20 protein-coding genes, 3 tRNA genes and 1 other RNA gene are annotated in these 20,505 nt (G+C 69.0%); 13 read left to right on the top strand and 11 right to left on the bottom strand.

What is annotated here, in order from left to right; all coding sequences use genetic code 11:
- Window positions 1-64: 64 nt before the first annotated feature.
- From Q9S78_RS12290 to Q9S78_RS12275, 4 genes are all read left to right on the top strand, one after another.
- A complete protein-coding gene (locus tag Q9S78_RS12290; protein ID WP_028497404.1) occupies window positions 65-832 on the top strand; it encodes an ATP-binding cassette domain-containing protein in 768 nt (255 codons plus the stop codon).
- 61 nt (window positions 833-893) lie between these two features.
- Window positions 894-969, top strand: a tRNA-Asn gene (locus Q9S78_RS12285).
- A gap of 103 nt (window positions 970-1,072) precedes the next feature.
- The gene (locus tag Q9S78_RS12280; RefSeq protein ID WP_020097424.1) at window positions 1,073-1,327 is read left to right on the top strand and encodes a hypothetical protein; all 255 of its coding nucleotides are present in this window, start codon (window positions 1,073-1,075) and stop codon (window positions 1,325-1,327) included.
- Between the two features lie 83 nt (window positions 1,328-1,410).
- Complete coding sequence (locus Q9S78_RS12275; protein ID WP_020097423.1) at window positions 1,411-2,196, top strand: DUF4328 domain-containing protein; 786 nt, start codon at window positions 1,411-1,413, stop codon at window positions 2,194-2,196.
- Between the two features lie 3 nt (window positions 2,197-2,199).
- Here Q9S78_RS12275 and Q9S78_RS12270 read toward each other — a convergent pair whose 3' ends face one another.
- Both Q9S78_RS12270 and def read right to left on the bottom strand, forming a co-directional pair.
- Window positions 2,200-2,589 carry an ester cyclase gene (locus Q9S78_RS12270; RefSeq protein WP_018186643.1) on the bottom strand — a complete coding sequence of 130 codons (390 nt, stop codon included), beginning with the start codon at window positions 2,587-2,589 and terminating at the stop codon, window positions 2,200-2,202.
- 10 nt (window positions 2,590-2,599) lie between these two features.
- Complete coding sequence (def, locus tag Q9S78_RS12265) at window positions 2,600-3,166, bottom strand: peptide deformylase (protein ID WP_018186644.1); 567 nt, start codon at window positions 3,164-3,166, stop codon at window positions 2,600-2,602.
- Between the two features lie 41 nt (window positions 3,167-3,207).
- Here def and Q9S78_RS12260 point away from each other — a divergent pair, with 41 nt between their 5' ends.
- Together Q9S78_RS12260 and Q9S78_RS12255 are read left to right on the top strand one after the other, a co-directional pair.
- Window positions 3,208-4,287 carry a DMT family transporter gene (locus Q9S78_RS12260; RefSeq protein ID WP_020097421.1) on the top strand — a complete coding sequence of 360 codons (1,080 nt, stop codon included), beginning with the start codon at window positions 3,208-3,210 and terminating at the stop codon, window positions 4,285-4,287.
- A gap of 14 nt (window positions 4,288-4,301) precedes the next feature.
- Window positions 4,302-4,375, top strand: a tRNA-Ile gene (locus tag Q9S78_RS12255).
- Between the two features lie 328 nt (window positions 4,376-4,703).
- Here Q9S78_RS12255 and Q9S78_RS12250 read toward each other — a convergent pair.
- A complete protein-coding gene (locus Q9S78_RS12250; protein ID WP_311870456.1) occupies window positions 4,704-4,850 on the bottom strand; it encodes a hypothetical protein in 147 nt (48 codons plus the stop codon).
- Window positions 4,851-5,050: 200 nt separating this feature from the next.
- Between Q9S78_RS12250 and Q9S78_RS12245 the strand changes: the two genes are divergently transcribed.
- The gene (locus tag Q9S78_RS12245; RefSeq protein WP_311870454.1) at window positions 5,051-5,554 is read left to right on the top strand and encodes a DUF3145 domain-containing protein; all 504 of its coding nucleotides are present in this window, start codon (window positions 5,051-5,053) and stop codon (window positions 5,552-5,554) included.
- A 170-nt stretch (window positions 5,555-5,724) separates the two neighbouring features.
- Here the strand turns inward: Q9S78_RS12245 and Q9S78_RS12240 are convergent, their stop codons facing one another.
- The 6 genes from Q9S78_RS12240 to aceE all read right to left on the bottom strand — a co-directional run bounded on the left by Q9S78_RS12240 (window position 5,725) and on the right by aceE (window position 13,271).
- Window positions 5,725-6,963, bottom strand: coding sequence for a beta-ketoacyl-[acyl-carrier-protein] synthase family protein (locus Q9S78_RS12240; RefSeq protein ID WP_020097418.1), 1,239 nt, complete (start codon window positions 6,961-6,963; stop codon window positions 5,725-5,727).
- Between the two features lie 50 nt (window positions 6,964-7,013).
- Window positions 7,014-7,262, bottom strand: a complete 249-nt coding sequence (locus tag Q9S78_RS12235; protein WP_018186650.1) for an acyl carrier protein — start codon at window positions 7,260-7,262, stop codon at window positions 7,014-7,016.
- A 69-nt stretch (window positions 7,263-7,331) separates the two neighbouring features.
- A complete protein-coding gene (locus tag Q9S78_RS12230) occupies window positions 7,332-8,333 on the bottom strand; it encodes a beta-ketoacyl-ACP synthase III (protein WP_311870450.1) in 1,002 nt (333 codons plus the stop codon).
- Complete coding sequence (locus Q9S78_RS12225; protein ID WP_311870449.1) at window positions 8,330-9,247, bottom strand: ACP S-malonyltransferase; 918 nt, start codon at window positions 9,245-9,247, stop codon at window positions 8,330-8,332. The genes Q9S78_RS12230 and Q9S78_RS12225 overlap by 4 nt, the downstream gene beginning before the upstream one ends.
- Before the next feature lie 86 nt (window positions 9,248-9,333).
- Window positions 9,334-10,536: a PucR family transcriptional regulator gene (locus Q9S78_RS12220; RefSeq protein ID WP_018186653.1), complete on the bottom strand. Its 1,203-nt coding sequence runs from the start codon at window positions 10,534-10,536 to the stop codon at window positions 9,334-9,336.
- 8 nt (window positions 10,537-10,544) lie between these two features.
- The gene (aceE, locus tag Q9S78_RS12215; protein WP_018186654.1) at window positions 10,545-13,271 is read right to left on the bottom strand and encodes a pyruvate dehydrogenase (acetyl-transferring), homodimeric type; all 2,727 of its coding nucleotides are present in this window, start codon (window positions 13,269-13,271) and stop codon (window positions 10,545-10,547) included.
- A 149-nt stretch (window positions 13,272-13,420) separates the two neighbouring features.
- Between aceE and Q9S78_RS12210 the strand changes: the two genes are divergently transcribed.
- A tRNA-Val gene (locus tag Q9S78_RS12210) sits at window positions 13,421-13,496 on the top strand.
- A 20-nt stretch (window positions 13,497-13,516) separates the two neighbouring features.
- Here the strand turns inward: Q9S78_RS12210 and Q9S78_RS12205 are convergent.
- The gene (locus tag Q9S78_RS12205) at window positions 13,517-15,016 is read right to left on the bottom strand and encodes an amino acid permease (protein ID WP_018186655.1); all 1,500 of its coding nucleotides are present in this window, start codon (window positions 15,014-15,016) and stop codon (window positions 13,517-13,519) included.
- 107 nt (window positions 15,017-15,123) lie between these two features.
- Here Q9S78_RS12205 and Q9S78_RS12200 point away from each other — a divergent pair, with 107 nt between their 5' ends.
- From Q9S78_RS12200 to rnpB, 3 genes are all read left to right on the top strand, one after another.
- Window positions 15,124-15,855, top strand: coding sequence for a zinc ribbon domain-containing protein (locus Q9S78_RS12200; RefSeq protein ID WP_311870444.1), 732 nt, complete (start codon window positions 15,124-15,126; stop codon window positions 15,853-15,855).
- Complete coding sequence (locus tag Q9S78_RS12195; RefSeq protein ID WP_311870711.1) at window positions 15,813-17,576, top strand: bifunctional 3'-5' exonuclease/DNA polymerase; 1,764 nt, start codon at window positions 15,813-15,815, stop codon at window positions 17,574-17,576. The genes Q9S78_RS12200 and Q9S78_RS12195 overlap by 43 nt, the downstream gene beginning before the upstream one ends.
- Window positions 17,577-17,607: 31 nt before the next feature.
- Window positions 17,608-17,968, top strand: an RNA gene (gene rnpB / locus Q9S78_RS12190) — RNase P RNA component class A.
- 22 nt (window positions 17,969-17,990) lie between these two features.
- Here the strand turns inward: rnpB and ppgK are convergent.
- Window positions 17,991-18,812, bottom strand: coding sequence for a polyphosphate--glucose phosphotransferase (gene ppgK, locus Q9S78_RS12185; protein WP_018186659.1), 822 nt, complete (start codon window positions 18,810-18,812; stop codon window positions 17,991-17,993).
- Between the two features lie 92 nt (window positions 18,813-18,904).
- Here ppgK and Q9S78_RS12180 point away from each other — a divergent pair, with 92 nt between their 5' ends.
- Complete coding sequence (locus tag Q9S78_RS12180) at window positions 18,905-19,087, top strand: SPOR domain-containing protein (protein WP_311870442.1); 183 nt, start codon at window positions 18,905-18,907, stop codon at window positions 19,085-19,087.
- Window positions 19,088-19,165: 78 nt separating this feature from the next.
- The gene (gene glnA / locus Q9S78_RS12175; protein ID WP_018186661.1) at window positions 19,166-20,503 is read left to right on the top strand and encodes a type I glutamate--ammonia ligase; all 1,338 of its coding nucleotides are present in this window, start codon (window positions 19,166-19,168) and stop codon (window positions 20,501-20,503) included.
- Window positions 20,504-20,505: the final 2 nt, after the last annotated feature.

The following is a 20,505-nucleotide window of genomic DNA, read 5'->3' as shown; positions in this document are numbered from 1 at the left end:
CGATGATCAGCGCATCGACCTCGACGACTGGCATCCCCGGCTCGGAGAGGTGAGGATGGATCGCATGCCTCGAGTGAACGATCCGGATGCCGCGATCTTCTGTTCGGACCTGTCGATCGCTCGCGCGTCAGCCGACACACGCGTCGTCGACGGCGTGTCGATCCGGTTGATGCCAGGTGAGACCCTCGCTGTCATGGGAGCGACGGGCTCCGGGAAGTCGAGTCTGGCGTCCTGCCTGGCGGGGGCCGATCAGCGCGATCTGCGCATCGTGGGGGGCACCGGCGAGGTCGCCGGGATCTCGCTGCGTGCGCGGGGTCGTGCCCGCCGCATCCGCGGGTACCGCACCGGCCATCTCGTGCAGGGCGTCAACGCGTCGCTTCCCTCCCGCCTCACCATCTCCGAGATCGTCGCCGAGCCGATCACGGGGCGCGATCGGAAGGTCAACGAGCGCGCGCTCGCGCTCCGCGTCGCCGCGCTGCTGGACGAGTTGCAGCTGCCCATCGGCGCATCGGAGAAGTACCCGTACGAGCTCAGCTCGGGTATGCGTCAGCGGGTGGCGATCGCGCGGAGCCTCGTCCTCGATCCGCAGGTCCTCATCGCCGACGAGCCCTATGCCAACCTCGACGTGGATGTCCGTCCCGCGGTGCGCGACGCACTCCTACGCAGGATCGAGGACGGCATGGCGCTGCTCGTGGTCACCAACGAGCGCGAGCTCGTGACCGACCTCGCAGCGCAGGTGCTCGTCCTGCGAGCAGGTCACCCGGTCGGTGTCGGCCGGCACCTCGACGACGTGCTGTGGACCCCCGACGAGGCGACACGCATCGGCGGCTGATGTCACGAACACCCCTCGGGCTTTGCTACGATTGTGTGGTTGCCCGGTTCCGGGTGACTGATCCTCGGTAGCTCAATTGGCAGAGCAATCGGCTGTTAACCGATAGGTTCTTGGTTCGAGTCCAAGCCGGGGAGCCACTCTGACCGAAACCCCCGGATACCCGGGGGTTTCGTCATTCCCGAACTTTGCGAGCAACGGATTTCTCTTGCCGCGGCGCCCTCGCGGCCCCATGCTGATCGCATGGACACGGGGAACGCAGGCTGGTCGGCCTGGACCTGGGGTGAGCGTGTGGGAGCGCTGGTCGGCTTCGCCGCGGTCGTCCTGCTGTTCTGGGCGGCGGTCCAGTACGGCGCGGGCAACGACGTCGCCTTCTTCGGGCTCGCACTCGCCCTCGCGCTCGGAGTTTCGGGCCTCGGCATCCACGTCGCGGCGCGCGAGGCGCGCTACCGCCGCCAGGCTCGCGACGAAGGATCGGCTGCCACGCCGCCTCGGTGAGCATCGGGGGTGCTCGGACGCACGGCACGAGCGCGGACCCGATAGTGTGCAGAGCGGATTTCAGAACACGTGGGGGGATCACGATGACGGATCGTACGAGCGCGCCTGCCGGATGGTACCCGGCGCCGCATGCGGGCAACGAGCTGCGCTACTGGGACGGCACGGAGTGGACGGCGCCGCCGCCGGCTGTTGCGGCGTGGCCGGCGCCCGGGGGGGCCGCCCCGGGGCAACCGGCCGGCTACCCGGTGTCCGCACCGCCGGTCATCCGCCCTCTCCGCGGCATCGCCGGAGCCACCCGCATCCTCCTCATCGTCGGGGCGGTCGTCTCGTTCCTCACCGTCCTCGTCGAGGCCTGGGGACTCGTCGCCGTCGACGGCTTCACCCGAGGAGCCGCGCCGCTGTCGGACCTGGAGCTCTACGACACGCTGTCCGCGCCGATCTCCTTGGCGTCGGCGGGGCTGATGCTGGCGACGGGAATCTGCTGGGTCGTCTGGCAGTACCGCGCCGCGGTGCGCGTCCGCGCGATCACCCCGACCGCCACTCGTCGCACACCGGTGTGGCACGTCGTGTCCTGGCTCATCCCCGTGATCGCGTGGTGGTTCCCGTTCCAGAACGTGAAGGACCTCGTGGTGGCTTCGCGTGCGAGCCTGACTCGAGCGATCCTGGGCACCTGGTGGGGCCTCTGGATCGCTTCGACGGCGTTCGTGTCACTCTCCGGCAGGCTGTCGTGGAACGCCGAGACCCTCGCGGACTACCCTGCCGTGATGTCCACGTCGCTGTTGGGGGAGCTCCTCTCCATTGCCGCCGTTCCGCTTGCCATCGTGATCCTCACCCGCGCGACCGACGCCATGGACCCGGCAGGGCGCTGACGCTCACGCGGTGAGCTGAGCCTCCACGTCCGTGTCGTCGGAGCCGCTCGAGGCGACGATCCGGCCTTTGTCGAGCCGGAGGAACCGGAACTCCGCCGCGTTGACGTGGCGACGGGTGGCAGGGATGCCGCGCCACGGTCCGGTATGCGTCCCGCTGCCGCGGAGGTGAGCAGCGATGCGGTCGTCCTCGGCGACGAGTTGGATCGTCTTCCAGCGCCAGTCCGGGAAGCCGTGGAACAGGTCGGCGAGATCGTCGATCCAGGCGTCTGCTCCTGCCGGCAGGTGTGCGCGGCGGACCGCGGGGTCGAGGAACCCGCGGACCTCCGTCAGATCATGTCGGTTGCACGCGTCGAGATACTCCTCGAACCACCCGTGCAGCTCCCACGGTTCCACGCGAAGTGCCTCAGGCGTCGAGGTCGTCGACGCCCGGCATCCAGCTCTGGCCCGGCTTTCCCCAGCCGCGCTTGCGCGCGATCTTCTGCGTCGTCTTCCAATCGGAATCGGACAGCCGGTCGATGTAGAGGATGCCGTTGAGGTGGTCGAACTCGTGCTGCATGATGCGGGCGCGCCAGCCGTCGACACGGATGCGGACGTGGCCGCCGTCGAGGTCGGTGCCGGTGACGAGCACCTCGTCGCCGCGGCGGAGCGGGAAGCGCTCACCGGGGAACGACAGGCATCCCTCCGACTCGTCATCGGGGTCGGGGGAGCCCGGCTCCGGCGGCGACATCCAGAGTTCGGGGTTGATGATCACGCCGCGCCACGGGGCGCCGTCGTCATCCTGATAGGAGTAGGTGTAGATGCGCAGGCCGACGCCCACCTGGGGGGCTGCGAGTCCCACACCGGGAGCGGTGTCCATCGTCTCGAACATGTCCGCGACGAGGGTGCGGATCTCATCCGTCACCTCGGCGACGGGAGCGGCGACGGAGTGAAGGACGGGATCGCCCATGATGCGAATCGGAAGTACGGCCACGTCAGAAGCCTAACGAGGCCTGAGCCCGGTATCGTCGAGGCGTGATTCATGCCGGAACACCGATCAACGACCTCACCGATGAACTGGTGGGCGTGTTCGGGAACCCGGCGATCCTGATCGGCATCCCGCTCGCCGTCGTCGGCGCGGTCTTCATGTCCTTCGGCGCGCAGTACCAGCACCGCGGTGTGCAGAAGGTCGAGCGGCTGACGGCTCAGGCGGGTGTCTCCGGTCTGACCGGCAGTCAGCTGCTCCGTCTGCTGACGCGTCCGTCCTGGGTTCTCGGGACGGTGATGCTCGGCCTCGCGATCGTGTGCCAGCTGGCGGCGCTGTCGTTCGCGCCGCTGATCCTCGTCCAGCCGATCGGCGCGATCTCGCTGGTCATCACGACGCTCCTGAACGCCCGGATCAGCGGCCACAAGCCGACGAGGCGCTCGATCACCTCCATCGCGCTGTGCGTCGGCGGCATCTTCATCTTCGTCACGGTGGCCGCGCTGTACGCGACCGAGCGCCCCATCAGCGACGGGCAGCTCCTGACCGTCCTCGGCATCCTGCTGGGCGTCGTGGTGGTCCTCGGCGTCCTCTGGGGGACGCTGCGCAAGCGGATGCGTGCCCTGTTCTACATCGTGGCGGCCGGCGTGGTCTACGGCTTCGTCGCGACCCTCGCCAAGGTGGTCATCAACCGCATCGCCAACGGCGACTTCGAATGGCTCACCGTCCTGTGCGTCGTCGCCCTGCTCGCGGGCACCGCGATGGGCGCCTACTTCGTCCAGACGGCCTACTCATCGGGTCCGCCGGACCTCGTCATCGCCGGTCTCACGGTCATCGACCCGATCGTCGCCATCGTGATCGGTCTCGCGGTCCTCAACGAGGCTCAGGGCGCACCGCTCGGCGCGTACATCGGCTTCGCGGTCGCGGGCGTCCTGGCCGTCACCGGGGTGTTCCAGCTGGCCCGCTACCACCCGCAGGTGGTGAGCGAGAGCCAGGAGATCCCGATCACGCGGGGGAGTGCGGATGCCGTCGAAGGCAGACGTCCCTCGACGGGGTCGATCCGTCTCACCGAGGCCGTCTCGAAGGTGTGGCCGGAGCCGCCCGTGAAAGACGAAGACCGGCCCGGGCGATAAGCTCGACTCCACAGGGGGCGGTGGCCAAGCTGGTCAAGGCAGCGGGCTCATAACCCGACGATCGTGGGTTCAAGTCCCACCCGCCCTACTTCAGCCTCTGAACTTGTCAGGCGTCGCACGAGGAAGCCCCCGCTCCTTTGCAGAATGCGAGGGCTTCGTCGTATCGCGTAGGTTCAGTCGTCCTGCGCGTCGGACTCCCGTTCGTCGGTGTCTTGCTCGGCGGCCGTGATGTCATCGTCGCGGATGTCGCCTTCGGCCTGGCTCGGCTTGTCGGGGATGGAATCGCTCATCATGTCTCCTTTCGACACGCACATCGAACGCCCTCGCCGCGTTCGACCCGCAGGGGCTTGACAGAGCAACCTCGCTATCGGTTCCGTTGGAGCGCGTGGCCGGGTAGGCAGAGCGAGGCAGATGCGTCAGCGACCGTCGTGGTCCTCGGCGGCGACCCCGCCGCCGGCGCGGGCTGCGTCCTCCTTCACCTCGTCGCTGACGGCGTCGGTCGGGAGTGCGTCATCGGCGTGAGCGTCATCGGCGTCGCGCGTGTGGGGGGTGTTGTCGCTCATGATGGTCCTTTCGTCGAGCGGTCAGCTTGCGCCCATCGTGTCCCGCGGGCCATGGGGTTGACGAACGTCCGACGAACCTCGTGTTACACGGTTGTGATTCGCCGAGGATATGGGCGATAATGGCGGCACAACCGGATATCCGGCCAGCACTCTCCATCAGGTCGTAGGGGAAGACGTACCTGAACGAAACGGAGAGATCGATGGCCACACCTCACGCGCGCGGAGTGATCTTCATCCATTCCGCGCCACGCGCGCTGTGCCCCCACCTCGAGTGGGCTGCTGGTCGTACCCTCGGGCATGCCGTCAGCTTCGACTGGGCGGACCAGCCCGTCCAACCGGGCAGCCGCCGCGCGGAGTTCTACTGGGAGGGACCCGCCGGAAGCGGGGCCGCTCTTGCCTCCGCCATGCGCGGCTGGGAGCACCTGCGGTACGAGGTGACGGAGGATCCGACGCCCCGCACCGACGGCGGTCGCTGGCTCCACACGCCGAGCCTCGGCATCCACTACGCGCAGACGGATGCCTCGGGCAACGTCGTCGTCGGAGAGGACCGCATCCGCTACGCCATGGAGATCGCCGCCGGCGACATGAGCGAGCTGCAGCGGGAGCTCGACGTGGCGCTCGGCGCCTCGTGGGACGAGGAGCTCGAACCCTTCCGCCACGCAAGCGACGACGCTCCGGTCGTGTGGCTGCACAAGGTCGGCTGAGACGACTCCGCTGGAGCGGACACTCCATGGACGGACGGGTTTTCAGGCGGGGTGAGTGGGCCTCGACCGGCTTCGGACGGCTTCCCGGAGACCGGGGCGGCTACCGCCCCGCCTGAACTGAACGACGAACGCCCCCGGTGGCTTCCCGGGGGCGTTCGTCGTGTTCGGGGTCAAACCGAGCGGAACGCCACGACGGCGTTGTGACCGCCGAAGCCGAACGAGTTGCTGATGGCCAACTGGTCGCCGTCGCCGAGCGGGACGGTGTCGCCGGACAGACGGAAGGGAACGGCCGGGTCGGGCTCGGTGATGTTGATGGTCGGGGGAGCGATGCGGTCGCGGAGCGCCAGCACCGTGAACATCGCCTCCAGCGCTCCCGTGCCGCCGAGGAGGTGACCGGTGGACGCCTTCGTGGCCGACACCGGCATCTCGTCGACCCGGTCGCCGAAGACGGACTTCAGGGCGACGTACTCGTTCGGGTCGCCGACGGGGGTCGACGTCGCATGCGCGTTGACGTGGGTGACGTCGTCGGGCGAGGCATCCGCCATCTCGAGCGCGAGGCGGACGGCTCGCGCCGCACCGGTGCCCTCGGGGTCGTTGGCGGTGATGTGGTACGAGTCGGCGGTGACGCCGCCGCCCACGAGCTCGGCGTAGATCTTCGCGCCGCGGGCCTTCGCGTGCTCCTCGGTCTCGAGGATGAGGACCGCGGCGCCCTCTCCCATGACGAATCCGTCACGGTCGATGCTGCCCGGACGGGATGCCGTCTCGGGGGAGTCGTTGCGACGCGACAGCGCCTGCATCGAGGCGAACGACGCGATCGTGATGGGGTGGATCGCCGACTCGGTGCCGCCCGCGATGACGATGTCGGCGAGGCCGGCCCGCATGTGCTCGATCGCGTTGACGATCGACTCGGTGCTCGATGCGCACGCGCTCGCGAACGTGCGAGCGTAGGCGCGAGCGCCGAAGTGCAGCGAGAGGTTGCCCGCTGCAGCGTTGGGCATGAGCATCGGCACGGTCATGGGCATGACGCGCCGCGGGCCCTTCTCGCGCAGGGTGTCCCATGCGTCGAGGAGCGTCCATACCCCGCCGATGCCGGTGGCGAACTCGACGCCGAGGCGCTCGGGGTCGACCTCGGGCGCGCCGGCATCCTCCCAGGCCTCCTTCGCCGCCACCATCGCGAGCTGCGAGGACGGGTCGAGGCGCTTGGCGACGGGACGGTCGAGGACCGTCTCGGGTCGCACCTTCGCCTCGGCGGCGAACGTGACGGGCAGCTGGTACTGCTCCACCCAGTCGTGCTCGAGCGTGCGGGTACCGGACGCTCCGGCGAGGAGCGCCTCCCAGCTCTCGCTGGCGGTGCCGCCGATGGGGGAGGTCGCACCGATGCCGGTGACGAAGATTCGCGTGTTGCTCATGATTCCCTCGTGCTGCTCCGGTGGGGGCGGACCCCCACCGGACGCGCGGATCAGGCCTGGTTGGACGTGATGTAGGTGACGGCGTCGCCGACGGTCTTGAGGTTCTTGACCTCGTCGTCGGGGATGGTGACGCCGAACTTCTCCTCGGCGTTGACGACGATCGTCATCATCGAGATCGAGTCGATGTCGAGGTCGTCCGTGAACGACTTCTCGAGGGCGACCTCGTCGGACGAGATACCGGTCTCGTCGGTGATGAGCTCAGCCAGGCCGGCGAGGACCTCGTCGTTGGTGAATGCCATGGGATTTCTCCTTCTGTGGGGGTCGGCCCAGCCGGGCCGGTAGTCAGTTTAGGTGGGGGACGGCCGTCGTCACGGGAGGACGACGACCTGTGCGCCGAACACGAGCCCGGCGCCGAAACCGATCTGCAGGGCGAGGCCGCCGCTGAGCTCGGGGTGCTCGTCGAGAAGACGGTGGGTGGCCAGCGGGATGGATGCCGCCGAGGTGTTGCCCGTCGTCTCGATATCGCGACCGATCACGACGGTGTCGGGCAGCTTCAGCTGCTTGGCGAACTCGTCGATGATGCGCATGTTGGCCTGGTGGGGCACGAAGGCCGCGAGGTCGTCGGGCGTGATCCCCGCGGCCTCGATCGCCTGCCGGGCGACCTTGACCATCTCCCAGACGGCCCAGCGGAACACGGTGGGCCCTTCCTGACGGAGCGTCGGCCAGGGGGCGACACCGTCGCGGAACTCGGTCAGCGTGTGGTTCATGCCCACGGCATCCGCTTTCGAGCCGTCCGATCCCCAAATGGTCGGGCCGATGCCGGGCTTGTCGCTGGGGCCGATGACGACCGCGCCGGCACCGTCCCCGAGCAGGAACGAAATCGAGCGGTCGGTCGGGTCGACGACGTCGCTGAGCTTCTCGGTCCCGATGACGACCGCGTAGTGCGCGGCACCCGCACGGATGAGGGCGTCCGCCTGCGCGACGCCGTAGGCGAATCCGGCGCACGCGGCGTTCAGGTCGTAGGCGGCGGCCGGATTCGCGCCGACGCGGTCGGCCACGATCGCCGACACGGACGGGGTCTGCTTGGGGTTCGAGATCGTCGCCACGATGACGGCGTCGATCTTGTCGGCCGGGACGCCGGAGCGCTCGATGGCTTCGGCCGCGGCGTCCGACGCGAGGTCGATCGCCGTGGTACCGGCATCCGCTCGTACCCGCGTGATGATGCCGGTGCGCTGACGGATCCATTCGTCGCTCGAGTTGATCGGCTCGATCAGGTCCTCATTGGGGACCGCGTTCTCACCGCGGGCGGCGCCGTACGCGTAGATGCGGGTGTGCGCCGCGCCGGTGGGCTGGATCAGCTGGGGGGTCATGCGTTCTCTCCGGTCAGGAGGGCGTTCGCGGCGGCGAGGTCCTCGGGCGTCTTCACCGCAACAGACGGTACGCCGCGCAACCCGCGCTTGGCGAGTCCGACGAGGGTGCCGGCGGGAGCGAGCTCGATGATGCCGGCGACCTCGTTGTCGGCGAACGAGGCCATGCAGAGGTCCCATCGGACGGGGTTCGCAACCTGCGCCACGAGGAGGTCGAGTGCGGCGCGGCCGTCCGAGACGGTCCCACCGTCGCGGTTGCTCCACAGCGTCAGAGTGGGATCGGATGCCTCCACTGAGGCCGCAGCCGTGCGGAGGGTGTCGACGGCCGGCGCCATGTACCGCGTGTGGAATGCGCCTGCGACCTGCAGCGGGATGACGCGGCTGCCGCGCGGCGCGTCGGAGCCGAGCTCGGCGAGAGCCGGGAGCGCCCCTGCGGCTACGATCTGTCCGCCGCCGTTGTAGTTGGCCGGCGTCAGGTCGAGTTCTTCCAGGCGGGCGAGGACGGTGGCCTCGTCGCCGCCCACGACGGCGCTCATGCCGGTCTGCTCGAGAGCGGCGGCCTCGGCCATGGCGCGGCCGCGGATGCCGACCAGGCGCATGCCGTTTTCTTCCGAGAGGACGCCGGCGGCGACCAGCGCGGCGATCTCGCCGACGGAGTGTCCGGCGACTCCGTGGGGGCGATGACCGGCGTCGACCAGCGCGCGCCACGACAGCAGGCTGGCGGCGACGATGAGCGGCTGGGCGACCTTGGTGTCGCGGATGCGGTCGGCATCCCACTCGGTGCCCGCCGCGACCAGGTCGACCTCGGCGTAGGCGGAGTACTGCTCGAGGAGCTCACGGGTGCCCTCGGTCTCCAGCCACGGAGTGAGGAACCCGGGGGTCTGAGAGCCCTGACCCGGGAAGACGGCGATGATCACGGTTTCCATCCTTGCAAGTTCGAGTCGTCGTTGCTGTCGGTGAGCGCACAAGAAAGTGCGATCCGTTTGTTCGAGTCGTACAGAGATCAGGTTCGGCGCACGGGGCGACGGCGGGTCACGTCGCCGCCGATCGAGCCGAGGATGAGCGCCGTCTGCAGGATCAGAGCCTCACGGGGACCTGTGGCATCCCATCCGATGACGTCGGAGACCCGCTTGAGTCGGTAGCGGACCGTGTTGGGATGTACGAACAGTTCGCGGGCCGTCGCCTCGAGCGAGCGACCGTTGTCGAGGTAGCTCCAGAGCGTCGTGACGAGATCCGTCGAGTGCGCCTGCAGCGGGCGGTAGATCCGTTCGATGAGCGTGGCCTTCGCGAGCGGATCGCCCGCGAGAGCGCGCTCGGGAAGCAGGTCGTCGGCGTCCACGGGGCGCGGGGCGTTCCGCCACGACTTGGCGACCGCGAATCCGGCCAGGGCCGCCCGGGCGCTCAGCCCTGCGTCGAGCAGAGCGGATGCCGTGGGCCCCAGCACGAGGTGACCGCTTCCGAACCCCGGCTCGAGGCGCGTCGCGATCTCGGCGAAGGGCAGCTCTTCGGCATCCTCGCGGCCGCTCTGGTCGGCCCGACCGATGACGAGAACGAGGCGGGATCCCTGTACTCCGATGAGGACGTCGACGCCGAGCTTTCGCGCCGTGCGGCGCACCTGGTCGACGTCGAGCTGCGGGGGAGTCGTGCCCACGAGGACCGCGACCTCGCCGTGGCCGTGCCAGCCGAGGGCGGCGATGCGGCTCGGGAGCTCCTCATCGGCCTCACCCGTGAGGATCGAGTCGACGACGAGCGCTTCGAGGCGGGCATCCCACAAGCCGCGTGCTTCCGCAGCCCGGGCGTAGACGTCCGCCGCGGCGAAGGCGACCTCGCGCGAGTAGAGCAGGATGCTCTCGCGCAGTCCGTTGCCCCGTCCGGCGACGCGTTCCTCGGTGGTCTCGACCGTCACCTTGATGAGCTGGAGCGTCTGGGTGAGGCTGATGCTCCGCAGCAGCTCGCGCGGCGCCGACGCGAAGACGTCGGCCGCGATCCACGGCGTCGAGTTCGGGTCGTCGTACCAGTCGACGAAGGACGAGATGCCCGACTGGGCGACGAGACCGACGGCCGACCGGCGCCCCGGAGGCATCTCGGCGTACCAGGGCAGGTACTCTTCGAGCCTCCGGAGCGTGGTGGTTGCGAGATCTCCCGAGATCCGGCGGAGCCACGCGAGTGTCTCCGCCTTCTCCTGGGCGGTCGGCCGTTCGGTCATCGCGCGGGTCAGGCTTCGCCGCCCGCGTTGCCGGAGGTGCCGGCGTTGACGTCGTGCAGGCGGTACTTCTCGATCGCCTGTGCCGACAGTCCGCGGTCGACGACGCCGTCCTCGGCCAGGGCCTGCAGGGTCCGCACGACGATCGACGGACCGTCGATCTTGAACTGACGACGAGCCGCGGCACGTGTGTCCGAGAAGCCGAAGCCGTCGGCACCGAGCGTCGCGTAACGGCGCGGGACCCACTGGCGGATCTGGTCCTGGACGGCGTGCATGAAGTCGCTGACGGCGACGACGGGGCCCTCCGAGTCGCGGAGCTTCTCGGTGATGTAGGCCGTCTTGGGCTCGTCGGTCGGGTGCAGGAAGTTGTGCTCGTCTGCGGCGAGGCCGTCGCGGCGGAGCTCGGTCCAGCTGGTCACCGACCAGACGTCGGCCACGACGCCCCAGTCGTCCTTGAGGAGCTTCTGCGCCTCGTGGGCCCACGCCAGGCCGACGCCCGACGCGAGGATCTGGGCGCGGTGCCCCTCGCCCTCACCGGTCGAGACGCGGTGGATGCCGCGGACGATGCCGTCGACGTCGACATCCTCCGGCTCCTTGGGCTGGACGATCGGCTCGTTGTAGACCGTGATGTAGTACATGACGTTCGGGTCCTCGTGCTCCCCGCCGTACATGCGCTCGAGACCGGACTGCACGATGTGCGCGATCTCGTAGCCGTAGGCCGGGTCGTACGAGACGGTCGCCGGGTTGGTCGAGGCGAGCAGGTGCGAGTGGCCGTCGGCGTGCTGCAGGCCCTCACCCGTGAGGGTGGTGCGGCCGGCCGTGGCGCCGATGATGAACCCGCGCGCCATCTGGTCGCCGGCGGCCCACTGAGCGTCGCCCGTGCGCTGGAAGCCGAACATCGAGTAGAAGACGTAGACCGGGATGAGCGGCTCGCCGTGGGTCGCGTAGGACGTGCCGACACCGGTGAAGGCGGCGAGGGCGCCGGCCTCGTTGATGCCCACGTGCATGATCTGACCCTGCGGGCTCTCCTTGTAGGCCAGGAGCAGCTCGCGGTCGACGGACGTGTAGTTCTGCCCGTTGGGGTTGTAGATCTTCGCCGTCGGGAAGTACGCGTCCATACCGAACGTGCGTGCCTCGTCGGGGATGATCGGCACGATGCGGTGGCCGAAGTCCTTCGAGCGCAGCAGATCCTTGAGCAGCCGCACGAACGCCATCGTGGTGGCGACCTCCTGCGTGCCCGATCCCTTCTTCGGCAGCGCGTACACGCTGTCGTCGGGGAGGCTCAGCGAGGTGTGCGTGCTGCGACGCTGCGGAAGCGTGCCGCCCAGTGCGCGACGCCGCTCGACCATGTACTTGATGGTCTCGTCCTCGGCGCCCGGGTGGTAGTACGGCGGCTCGTAGGGGTTCTCTTCGAGCTGGGCGTCCGTCAGCGGGATGTGCATCTGGTCGCGGAACAGCTTGAGGTCGTCGAGCGTCATCTTCTTCATCTGGTGCGTCGCGTTGCGCCCCTCGAAGTGCGGGCCGAGCCCGTAGCCCTTGACGGTCTTCGCCAGGATGACGGTCGGCTGGCCCTTGTGCTCCATGGCCGCCTTGTACGCCGCGAAGACCTTGCGGTAGTCGTGGCCACCGCGCTTGAGGTTCCAGATCTGCTCGTCGGAGTAGTCCTTGACGAGGGCTGCGGCGCGCTCGTCGCGGCCGAAGAAGTGCTCACGGACGTACGCGCCGTTCTCGGCCTTATACGTCTGGAAGTCGCCGTCGGGGGTGCTGTTCATGAGGTTGAGCAGCGCGCCGTCCTGGTCGCGGGAGAGCAGGTCGTCCCACTCGCGACCCCAGACGACCTTGATGACGTTCCAGCCGGCACCGCGGAAGAAGCTCTCGAGCTCCTGGACGATCTTGCCGTTGCCGCGGACAGGGCCGTCGAGGCGCTGCAGGTTGCAGTTGACGACGAAGGTGAGGTTGTCGAGGCCTTCGTTGGCGGCGACCTGCAGCTGGCCGCGGCTCTCGACCTCGTCCATCTCGCCGTCCCCGAGGAAAGCCCACACGTGGGCGTCGGAGAGATCCTTGACGCCGCGGTTGGTGAGGTACTTGTTCGTCATCGCCTGGTAGATGGCGTTGATGGGACCGAGGCCCATCGAGACGGTCGGGAACTGCCAGTAGTCCGGCATGAGGCGCGGGTGCGGGTACGACGGCAGGCCGTGAGGGGCAGCGGATGCCTCCTGGCGGAACCCGTCGAGCTGCTGCGTCGTCAGGCCGCCCTCGAGGAACGAGCGGGCGTACATGCCGGGGGAGGCGTGCCCCTGGAAGAAGACCTGGTCGCCACCGCTCTCGTGGTCCGGACCGCGGAAGAAGTGGTTGAAGCCGACCTCGTACAGTGCCGCCGACGACGCGTACGTGGAGATGTGGCCGCCGACACCGATGCCGGGGCGCTGCGCACGGTGCACCGTGAGGGCGGCGTTCCAGCGGATCCAGCTGCGGTAGCGGCGCTCCACCTCTTCGTCGCCCGGGAACTCCGGCTCGCTGTCGACGGGGATCGTGTTGATGTAGTCCGTCGTGGGGACCTGCGGGACGTTGAGGTGCAGTTCACGCGAGCTCTGCAGCAGGCTCAGCATGATCTCGCGGCCGCGGCTCGCTCCGCGGGCGTCGACGAGTTGGCGCAGGGAATCCTGCCACTCCGACGTCTCTTCCGGGTCGCTGTCCTGCGGGCCCTGCGAGTACGGATCCTGATCGTTGACAGTCACAAGAGGCCTTTCGTCGCCTGGCAGATCGTGCCAGGAAGGAGGGATCGAGCGAGGGCGCGCTTGTTCGCCGCGCACAACTCGCTTGTCCTCAGCCTACCCATACGGCCCGGTGCTGGACGCCGCGCGGGCGCCCTAGACTCGGTACGTCAGGGCCTTTAGCTCAGCTGGTAGAGCGCCACGTTTACACCGTGGATGTCGTCGGTTCGATCCCGGCAGGGCCCACCACCGGCATCCCGCCGCTCCCCTCAGTCCCGACCGGCGACCTTCGGTGTCGCGGGGTCGATGTACAGGTCGCCGCCCTTGCCGAGACGCGAGTGCCGACGTGAGTACGCGAAGTAGATCACGAAGCCGATGGCGAGCCAGATGAGGAAGCGCAGCCACGTCTCGACGGTCAGGTTGAGCATCAGATAGACGCAGACGATCACCGACAGCGCCGGCAGCCACGGATTCAGCGGGACGCGGAAGCCGCGCTCCAGATCCGGACGCCGACGGCGGAGGACGATGACGCCGACCGAGACGAGCACGAACGCCGACAGCGTGCCGATGTTGACCATCTCCTCGAGCACGCCGACCGGCGTGAGGCCGGCGACGAGGGCGACGATGACCGTCACGATCGCCGAGATGACCCACGGGGTGCGGAACCGGGGGTGTACCTTCGCGAGCCCGCGCGGCAGGAGGGCGTCGCGCGACATCGCGAAGATGATGCGCGTCGCACCGATCATGAGGGTCAGCACGACCGTCGTGAGGCCGGCCACGGCGCCCGCCGAGATGACGGTCGCCATCCAGGTCTGGCCGTGGAACGCGAACGCGTTGGCGAGCGCGGCGGCGGGGTCGAGCTTGTCGTAGGGCACCATGCCGGTGACGACGAGAGCGACGGCGCCGTAGAGCACCGTGCAGATGATGAGCGAGGCGATGATGCCGATCGGCAGGTCGCGCTGCGGGCGCTTGGTCTCCTCCGCCGTCGTCGCGACGACGTCGAACCCGATGTACGCGAAGAACACGAGGGCGGCGCCCGCGAAGATGCCGCCGACGCCGAACGCGGTCGGCTCGATGCCCGAGAAGAACTGCAGGAGCGGCTGGGTGAGTCCCGAGGCGGTCTCGCGGGGAGCTGCGTCCGGCACGAAGGGGGAGTAGTTCGCGGGGTTGACGAACATCAGTCCCGCGACGATCACGAACAGGACGATGAACAGCTTCACGGCGACGAGCACGAGGTTCACCCGAAGGGACTCCCGGATGCCGACGGTGATCAGCACGCCGAGGACCACCACCAGGAGGACGGCCATCAGGTCGATAGACCCGCCGTATCCGATCGCGGCGGGGATCGGGGCGCCGAGCTGCTCCATGAGCGATCCGAGGTAGGCGCTCCACCCCTGCGCGACGACGCTCGCCCCCAGGAACATCTCGAGGATCAGATCCCATCCGATGATCCAGGCGAAGAGCTCGCCGAGCGATGCGTAGGAGAAGGTGTAGGCCGAACCCGACACGGGAACCGTGGACGCGAACTCGGCGTAACACATGGCTGCGAGCCCGCACGCGATGGCGGCCACGACGAAGCTGATGACGATCGCGGGGCCGGCGACCTCATGGGCGGCGCGTCCGGTCAGGGTGAAGATCCCGGCGCCGATGACGACGCCGACGCCGAAGACCGTGAGGTCGAGGGCCGAGAGCGATTTCTTGAGTTTGAACTCGGGCTCTTCGGTGTCGGCGATCGACTGTTCGACCGTCTTGGTGCGCAGCACGCTCATGCTGTTCTCCTCCCGCGCGATTCCGGCACGCAATGTTAGTGCGTCGCGGCATCCTGTCTGAAGCCGTCGCCCCGACGGCCGGTCGCCCGCGGGGTAGGTTGGAGGACGTGAAAGCCAGCTTTACCGACCAGCGCCGCCTCCTCGATCTCGCCGACGCCGACATCGCCGTGCGCCGTGCGGATCACGCGCAACAGAACCCCGCGCAGGCCGCACGCGTGAAGGAGCTGCTGGCGGAGCGCGCGACCCACTCGGCCGAGCTGACGCGTCGGCTCGGTGAGCGCGACGATGCGAAGGCCGAACTCGCCCGCATCCAGTCCGACGTCGCTGTCGTCGACGCCCGGACCGCGCGCGACAACGACCTGCTCGCCGCGACGTCGAGCGTCAAGGACGCCCAGGGGCTGGAGCACGAGATCGCTTCGCTCGCCCGGCGCAAGAGCGACCTGGAGGACGCCGAGCTCGAGGTCATGGAGCGTCTCGAGGCCGCCGAAGCCGCTGTGGCGGAGCAGGAGGCCCTCATCGCGTCGGTCAATGAAGAGGGGGCGCGACTGAGCGCCGAGGCCAAGGCGACCGTCGCCGAGGCGACCACGCGTCTCGAGGCTGCGACCCGCGACCGTGCCGCGATCGCCGCGTCGCTTCCCGCCGACCTCGTCGGCATGTACGACAGCCTCGCCGCTCGCGGGAACGGTGCCGGTCACCTGCAGCGTCGCACGTGCGGTGGCTGCCACATGGTCCTGTCGGGCACCGACCTCAACGTCGTGCGTGCCGCGGCGGAGGAGGACGTCGTCACGTGCCCGGAGTGCGGCTGCATCCTCGTTCGCGACGAGGACTCCGGGCTCTGACCGATCCGGAAGCTCCCTCGGACGGTCCCGTCCCGTGGATCGTCGTGGGCGCCTCCGAGGGGCGGATCGCCCTCGTCTCGCTCGATGTCGCCGGGCGGGCGGTCGACCGTGTGCTCGTCGATGCGTCGTCCCTCCGCGAGCACGTCCGTCGGGCGGGTGATACGACGCGGTGGGTGTGGAGCGACACCTCGCACTGGTATCCGTCGCTGATCGCAGCGGGAGTCCGCGTCACCCGCTGCCACGACCTCCGCCTCGCCCACGCGATCCTGCGTGACAGTGCCCTCGCATTCGACACCGACGCGCTCCGACGGGCGACGGAGTGGGATGCCGCGGCATCCGTCTCGGACGACGGTCCGAGCGCCCTCTTCGATCTCGACCCCGGCTCCCGCGAGGCGCCGCACGACATCGATGCCGCGGTCGCCGAGTTCGAGCGGCAACGGCGGGTGATCGGCGCCGGTGCTCCCAGCTTGCGGCTGCTCGTCGCGGCGGAGTCCGTCGGTGCCCTCGTCGCGGCCGAGATGCACGCGGCGGGCGTGCCGTGGGACGGGCGGGTCCACGACGAGATCCTGACCGCGATGCTCGGCGAGCGGGACTCCGGCGGCCGGCCACCTGCGCGCATCGTCGCCCTGGCGGGCGAGATCCGCGGTCTTCTCGGGGATCCCGGCGCCAGTCTCGATTCGCAGCCGAAGCTCCTGCGGGCGCTCCATCGCGTCGGCGTCGCCGCGACGTCGACGAGCAAGTGGGAGCTGAAGGAGTACGACCACCCGGTCGTCGCACCGCTCCTGGAGTACAAGCGGCTCATGCGGATGTACACGGCGAACGGGTGGGCGTGGCGCGACGAGTGGGCGCCGGAGGGTCGGTTCCGTCCCGTGTACGTCCCCGGCGGCGTCGTAACCGGCCGGTGGGCGTCGTCGGGCGGCGGGGCGCTGCAGCTGCCGCGGCAGCTCCGACCCGCCGTCCGCGCTGACCCGGGATGGACGCTGGTGGTCGCCGACGTCGCGCAGCTCGAGCCTCGGGTGCTGGCGGCGATGTCGCGGGATGCCGCCCTCGCCGACAGCGCGCGCGATACCGACCTTTACGAGGGCATCGTCTCGCGAGGCGTGGTCAGTACCCGCTCCGAGGCGAAGTTCGCCCTGCTGGGCGCGATGTACGGAGCGACGACGGGGGACAGCGGCCGCCTCGTCCCGGCGCTCCGACGGGCGTATCCGCGAGCGATGGGTCTCGTGGACGACGCAGCCCGTGTGGGGGAGGAGGGCGGCGTCGTCTCGACCTGGCTCGGGCGGTCCAGTCCACCTCCGTCGCCCGGATGGCGCGCGGTGCAGAGTCGAGCGGGCGATCCCGACGCGACCGAGACGGACCGCACCCAGGCCCGGCGCATCGCGCGCGACCGGGGCCGGTTCACGCGGAACTTCGTCGTGCAGGGAACCGCGGCCGAATGGGCCCTCGCGTGGCTCGGCGATCTGCGGGCGAGGCTCGCGCTGCTACCGTTCGTCGGTGACGAGGATGCCGCACCTCTGTCGGGCGCGCTCCACGCGCGGCAGGCGCATCTCGCGTTCTTCCTCCACGACGAGGTCATCGTCCACGCACCCGCCGCCCATGCGGAGAAGGCGGCGGAGGCGGTGCGCCAGGCCGCGGACGCGGCGACCCGACTCCTCTTCGGCGACATCCCCCTCGACTTCCGCCTCGACCTGCAGGTACGGGTCGACGCGGCGAAGGACTGACCGCCCGGACGACTAGACTCGACCCCGCGAATGGGTCGGCTGGACGGTCGCGTGGCGCGAGAGCGCACCGAGGAACGTCCGGGCTCCACAGGGCAGGGCGGTGGGTAACACCCACCCGGAGTGATCCGCGAGACAGTGCCACAGAGAGCAGACCGCCCCGGTTCCGACCGGGGTAAGGGTGAAAGGGTGGTGTAAGAGACCACCGGGGTCGTGGTGACACGACCCGCACGGTAAACCTCGCCCGGAGCAAGGTCAGACAGGGGATGCCGACGCGGCCCGCCGAGTCCCCGGGTAGACCGCTGGAGCGGCACGGCAACGTGTCGCCGAGAGAGATGACCGTCCACGGGGTTTCGACCCCCGGACAGAACCCGGCGTACAGGCCGGCCCATTCGCCCTCTTCGGAACGACCGTGCGTCAGCGCGAGGTCGTGCCCGCCAAGTCTTCGCCCTCGTCGACCGACGCGCCGGAGTCGTCGCCGGCGAGCGCCAGTGCGGCGGCCCCAATGATGCCTGCGTTGTTGCGGTGCACGGCAGGGACGATCTCGGTCTTCAGATCGAGCAGGGGCAGGAACTTGTCGGCGTGCTTGGAGACGCCGCCGCCGACGACGAACAGGTCGGGGGTGAAGAGGAACTCGAGGTGGCTGTAGTACTGCTGCAGGCGCTCGGCCCAGGCATCCCATTCGAGCTCTTCGCGCTCCATTGCCGAGTACGCGGCGAAGTGCTCGAAGTCCTTCTTGTGGCCCGGGCGGTGCAGGTGGCCGAGTTCCGTGTTCGGGACGAGGACGCCCTTGTAGATCATCGCGGTGCCGATGCCGGTCCCGAGGGTCGTGAGCAGCACGACCCCGTCGCGGTCCTTCGCAGCGCCGTACCGCATCTCGGCGACGCCGGCGACGTCGGCGTCGTTGGCGAAGTGGATCTGGCGGCCGAGACCCTTCTCGAAGAACGCTTCGGCCTCGAAGTCGATCCAGGTGTGTGCGACGTTCGCGGCCGACAGTGTGCGGCCGTTCTTCACGATCGCGGGGAACGCCACACCGAGGGGGATATCGTCGTCCGTCACCTCGAGCTTCTCCAGAACCTCGGTCACGGCCTTCAGGACATCATCGGGCTCGGCGCCCTTCGGTGTCGGGACCTTGATGCGGTCGGTGAGGAGCTTTCCCTGCGAGAGGTCGACGAGGGCACCCTTGATGCCCGTCCCTCCGATGTCGATGCCGACGGCGGTGGTGGCGGTCCCAGTCATGCATTCGAGCCTAGTCCGACCGCGGCAGCCCGGACGTAGGCCTCTGGCGGACCCGTCCGTAGGATGAACCGCACAAGGCCGAGGAGGACCCCATGAGCGACGCCGACAAGTACTGGTACAACCTGAAGACGGGTGAGGTCCAGCAGGGCTTCGAGTCTCCGGCGGTCGATCGCGCCGGTCCGTTCGACACCGCCGAGGAAGCGGCTCGTGCCCCGGAGATCATGCGGGATCGTTCGCGCAGGTGGGCGGCAGAGGATGCCGCCGAAGACGAGTGAGCAGGCGCCGCGTCGCGTGACGGCGTCGCGGCTTCGGACCGCTAGTCTGGCAGTCGGCTCGGCACCGGGAAGGATGCGATGGACAAGCAGCGTGACTTCGTTCTGAGGACGATCGAGGAGCGGGGGGTCAAGTTCATCCGGCTGTGGTTCACGGATGTGACGGGGACCCTCAAGTCGGTCGCCATCGCCCCCGCCGAGGTGGAGGGCGCGTTCGCCGAGGGCCTCGGGTTCGACGGTTCCGCGATCGAGGGGCTGACGCGTTCCTACGAGTCCGACCTGCTGGCTCATCCGGACCCCGCCACGTTCCAGACCCTGCCGTGGCGCGGCGAGATCGATCCCACGGCGCGCATGTTCTGCGACATCACGACGCCCGACGGGCAGCCGGCAGTTGCCGACCCGCGCAACGTGCTCAAGCGCGCACTGGCCAAGGCCGGGGACGCGGGCTTCACGTTCTACACGCACCCCGAGATCGAGTTCTACCTGCTCAAGTCGTCGTCGTTCGGTCCTGAGGGTCCCGAGCCGGTTGACTCGGCAGGCTACTTCGACAACGTCCCCGGCGGCACCGCGCATGACTTCCGTCGTCGGTCGGTGCGGATGCTCGAGGACCTCGGCATCTCGGTCGAGTTCAGCCACCACGAGGGTGGGCCCGGTCAGAACGAGATCGACCTCCGCTACGCGGACGCTCTGGCGACTGCGGACAACATCATGACCTTCCGCACCGTCGTGAAGGAGGTCGCGATCGAGCAGGGCGTCTACGCCACGTTCATGCCGAAGCCCCTCAGCGGCAAGCCCGGCAGCGGGATGCACACGCACATGTCCCTCTTCGAAGGTGACATGAACGCCTTCTACGAAGAGGGTGCGCAGTACCAGCTCTCCAAGACCGGTCGACAGTTCATCGCGGGCCTTCTTCGTCACGCGAACGAGATCTCGGCCGTCACGAACCAGTTCGTGAACTCGTACAAGCGCCTCTGGGGCGGCGACGAGGCCCCGAGCTTCGTCTGCTGGGGCCACAACAATCGCTCCGCGCTCGTGCGCGTGCCGATGTACAAGCCGAACAAGGGACAGTCCACGCGGGTCGAGTACCGCGCGCTGGACTCGGCGGCGAACCCCTACCTCGCGTACGCGCTGATGCTCGCGGCCGGCCTCAAGGGCATCGAGGAGGAGTACGAGCTTCCCCCCGAGGCCGAGGACAACGTCTGGTCGTTGACGGATGCCGAGCGCCGGGCACTCGGCTACGGTCCGCTGCCGTCGAGCCTGGACCACGCCCTCGAGTACATGGAGGAGTCCGAGCTCGTGGCGGAGACCCTCGGCGAGCAGGTCTTCAACTACGTGCTGCTGAACAAGCGTCGCGAGTGGCAGGAGTACCGGTCGCAGGTCACGCCCTTCGAACTGCAGAAGAACCTCGAGATGCTCTGAGG

This window comes from Microbacterium aquilitoris, assembly GCF_031932285.1.
GTDB lineage: Bacteria > Actinomycetota > Actinomycetes > Actinomycetales > Microbacteriaceae > Microbacterium > Microbacterium aquilitoris.
The sequence above is the reverse complement of the archived record's forward strand: the minus strand, read 5'-3'. Positions and strand labels throughout refer to the sequence as shown.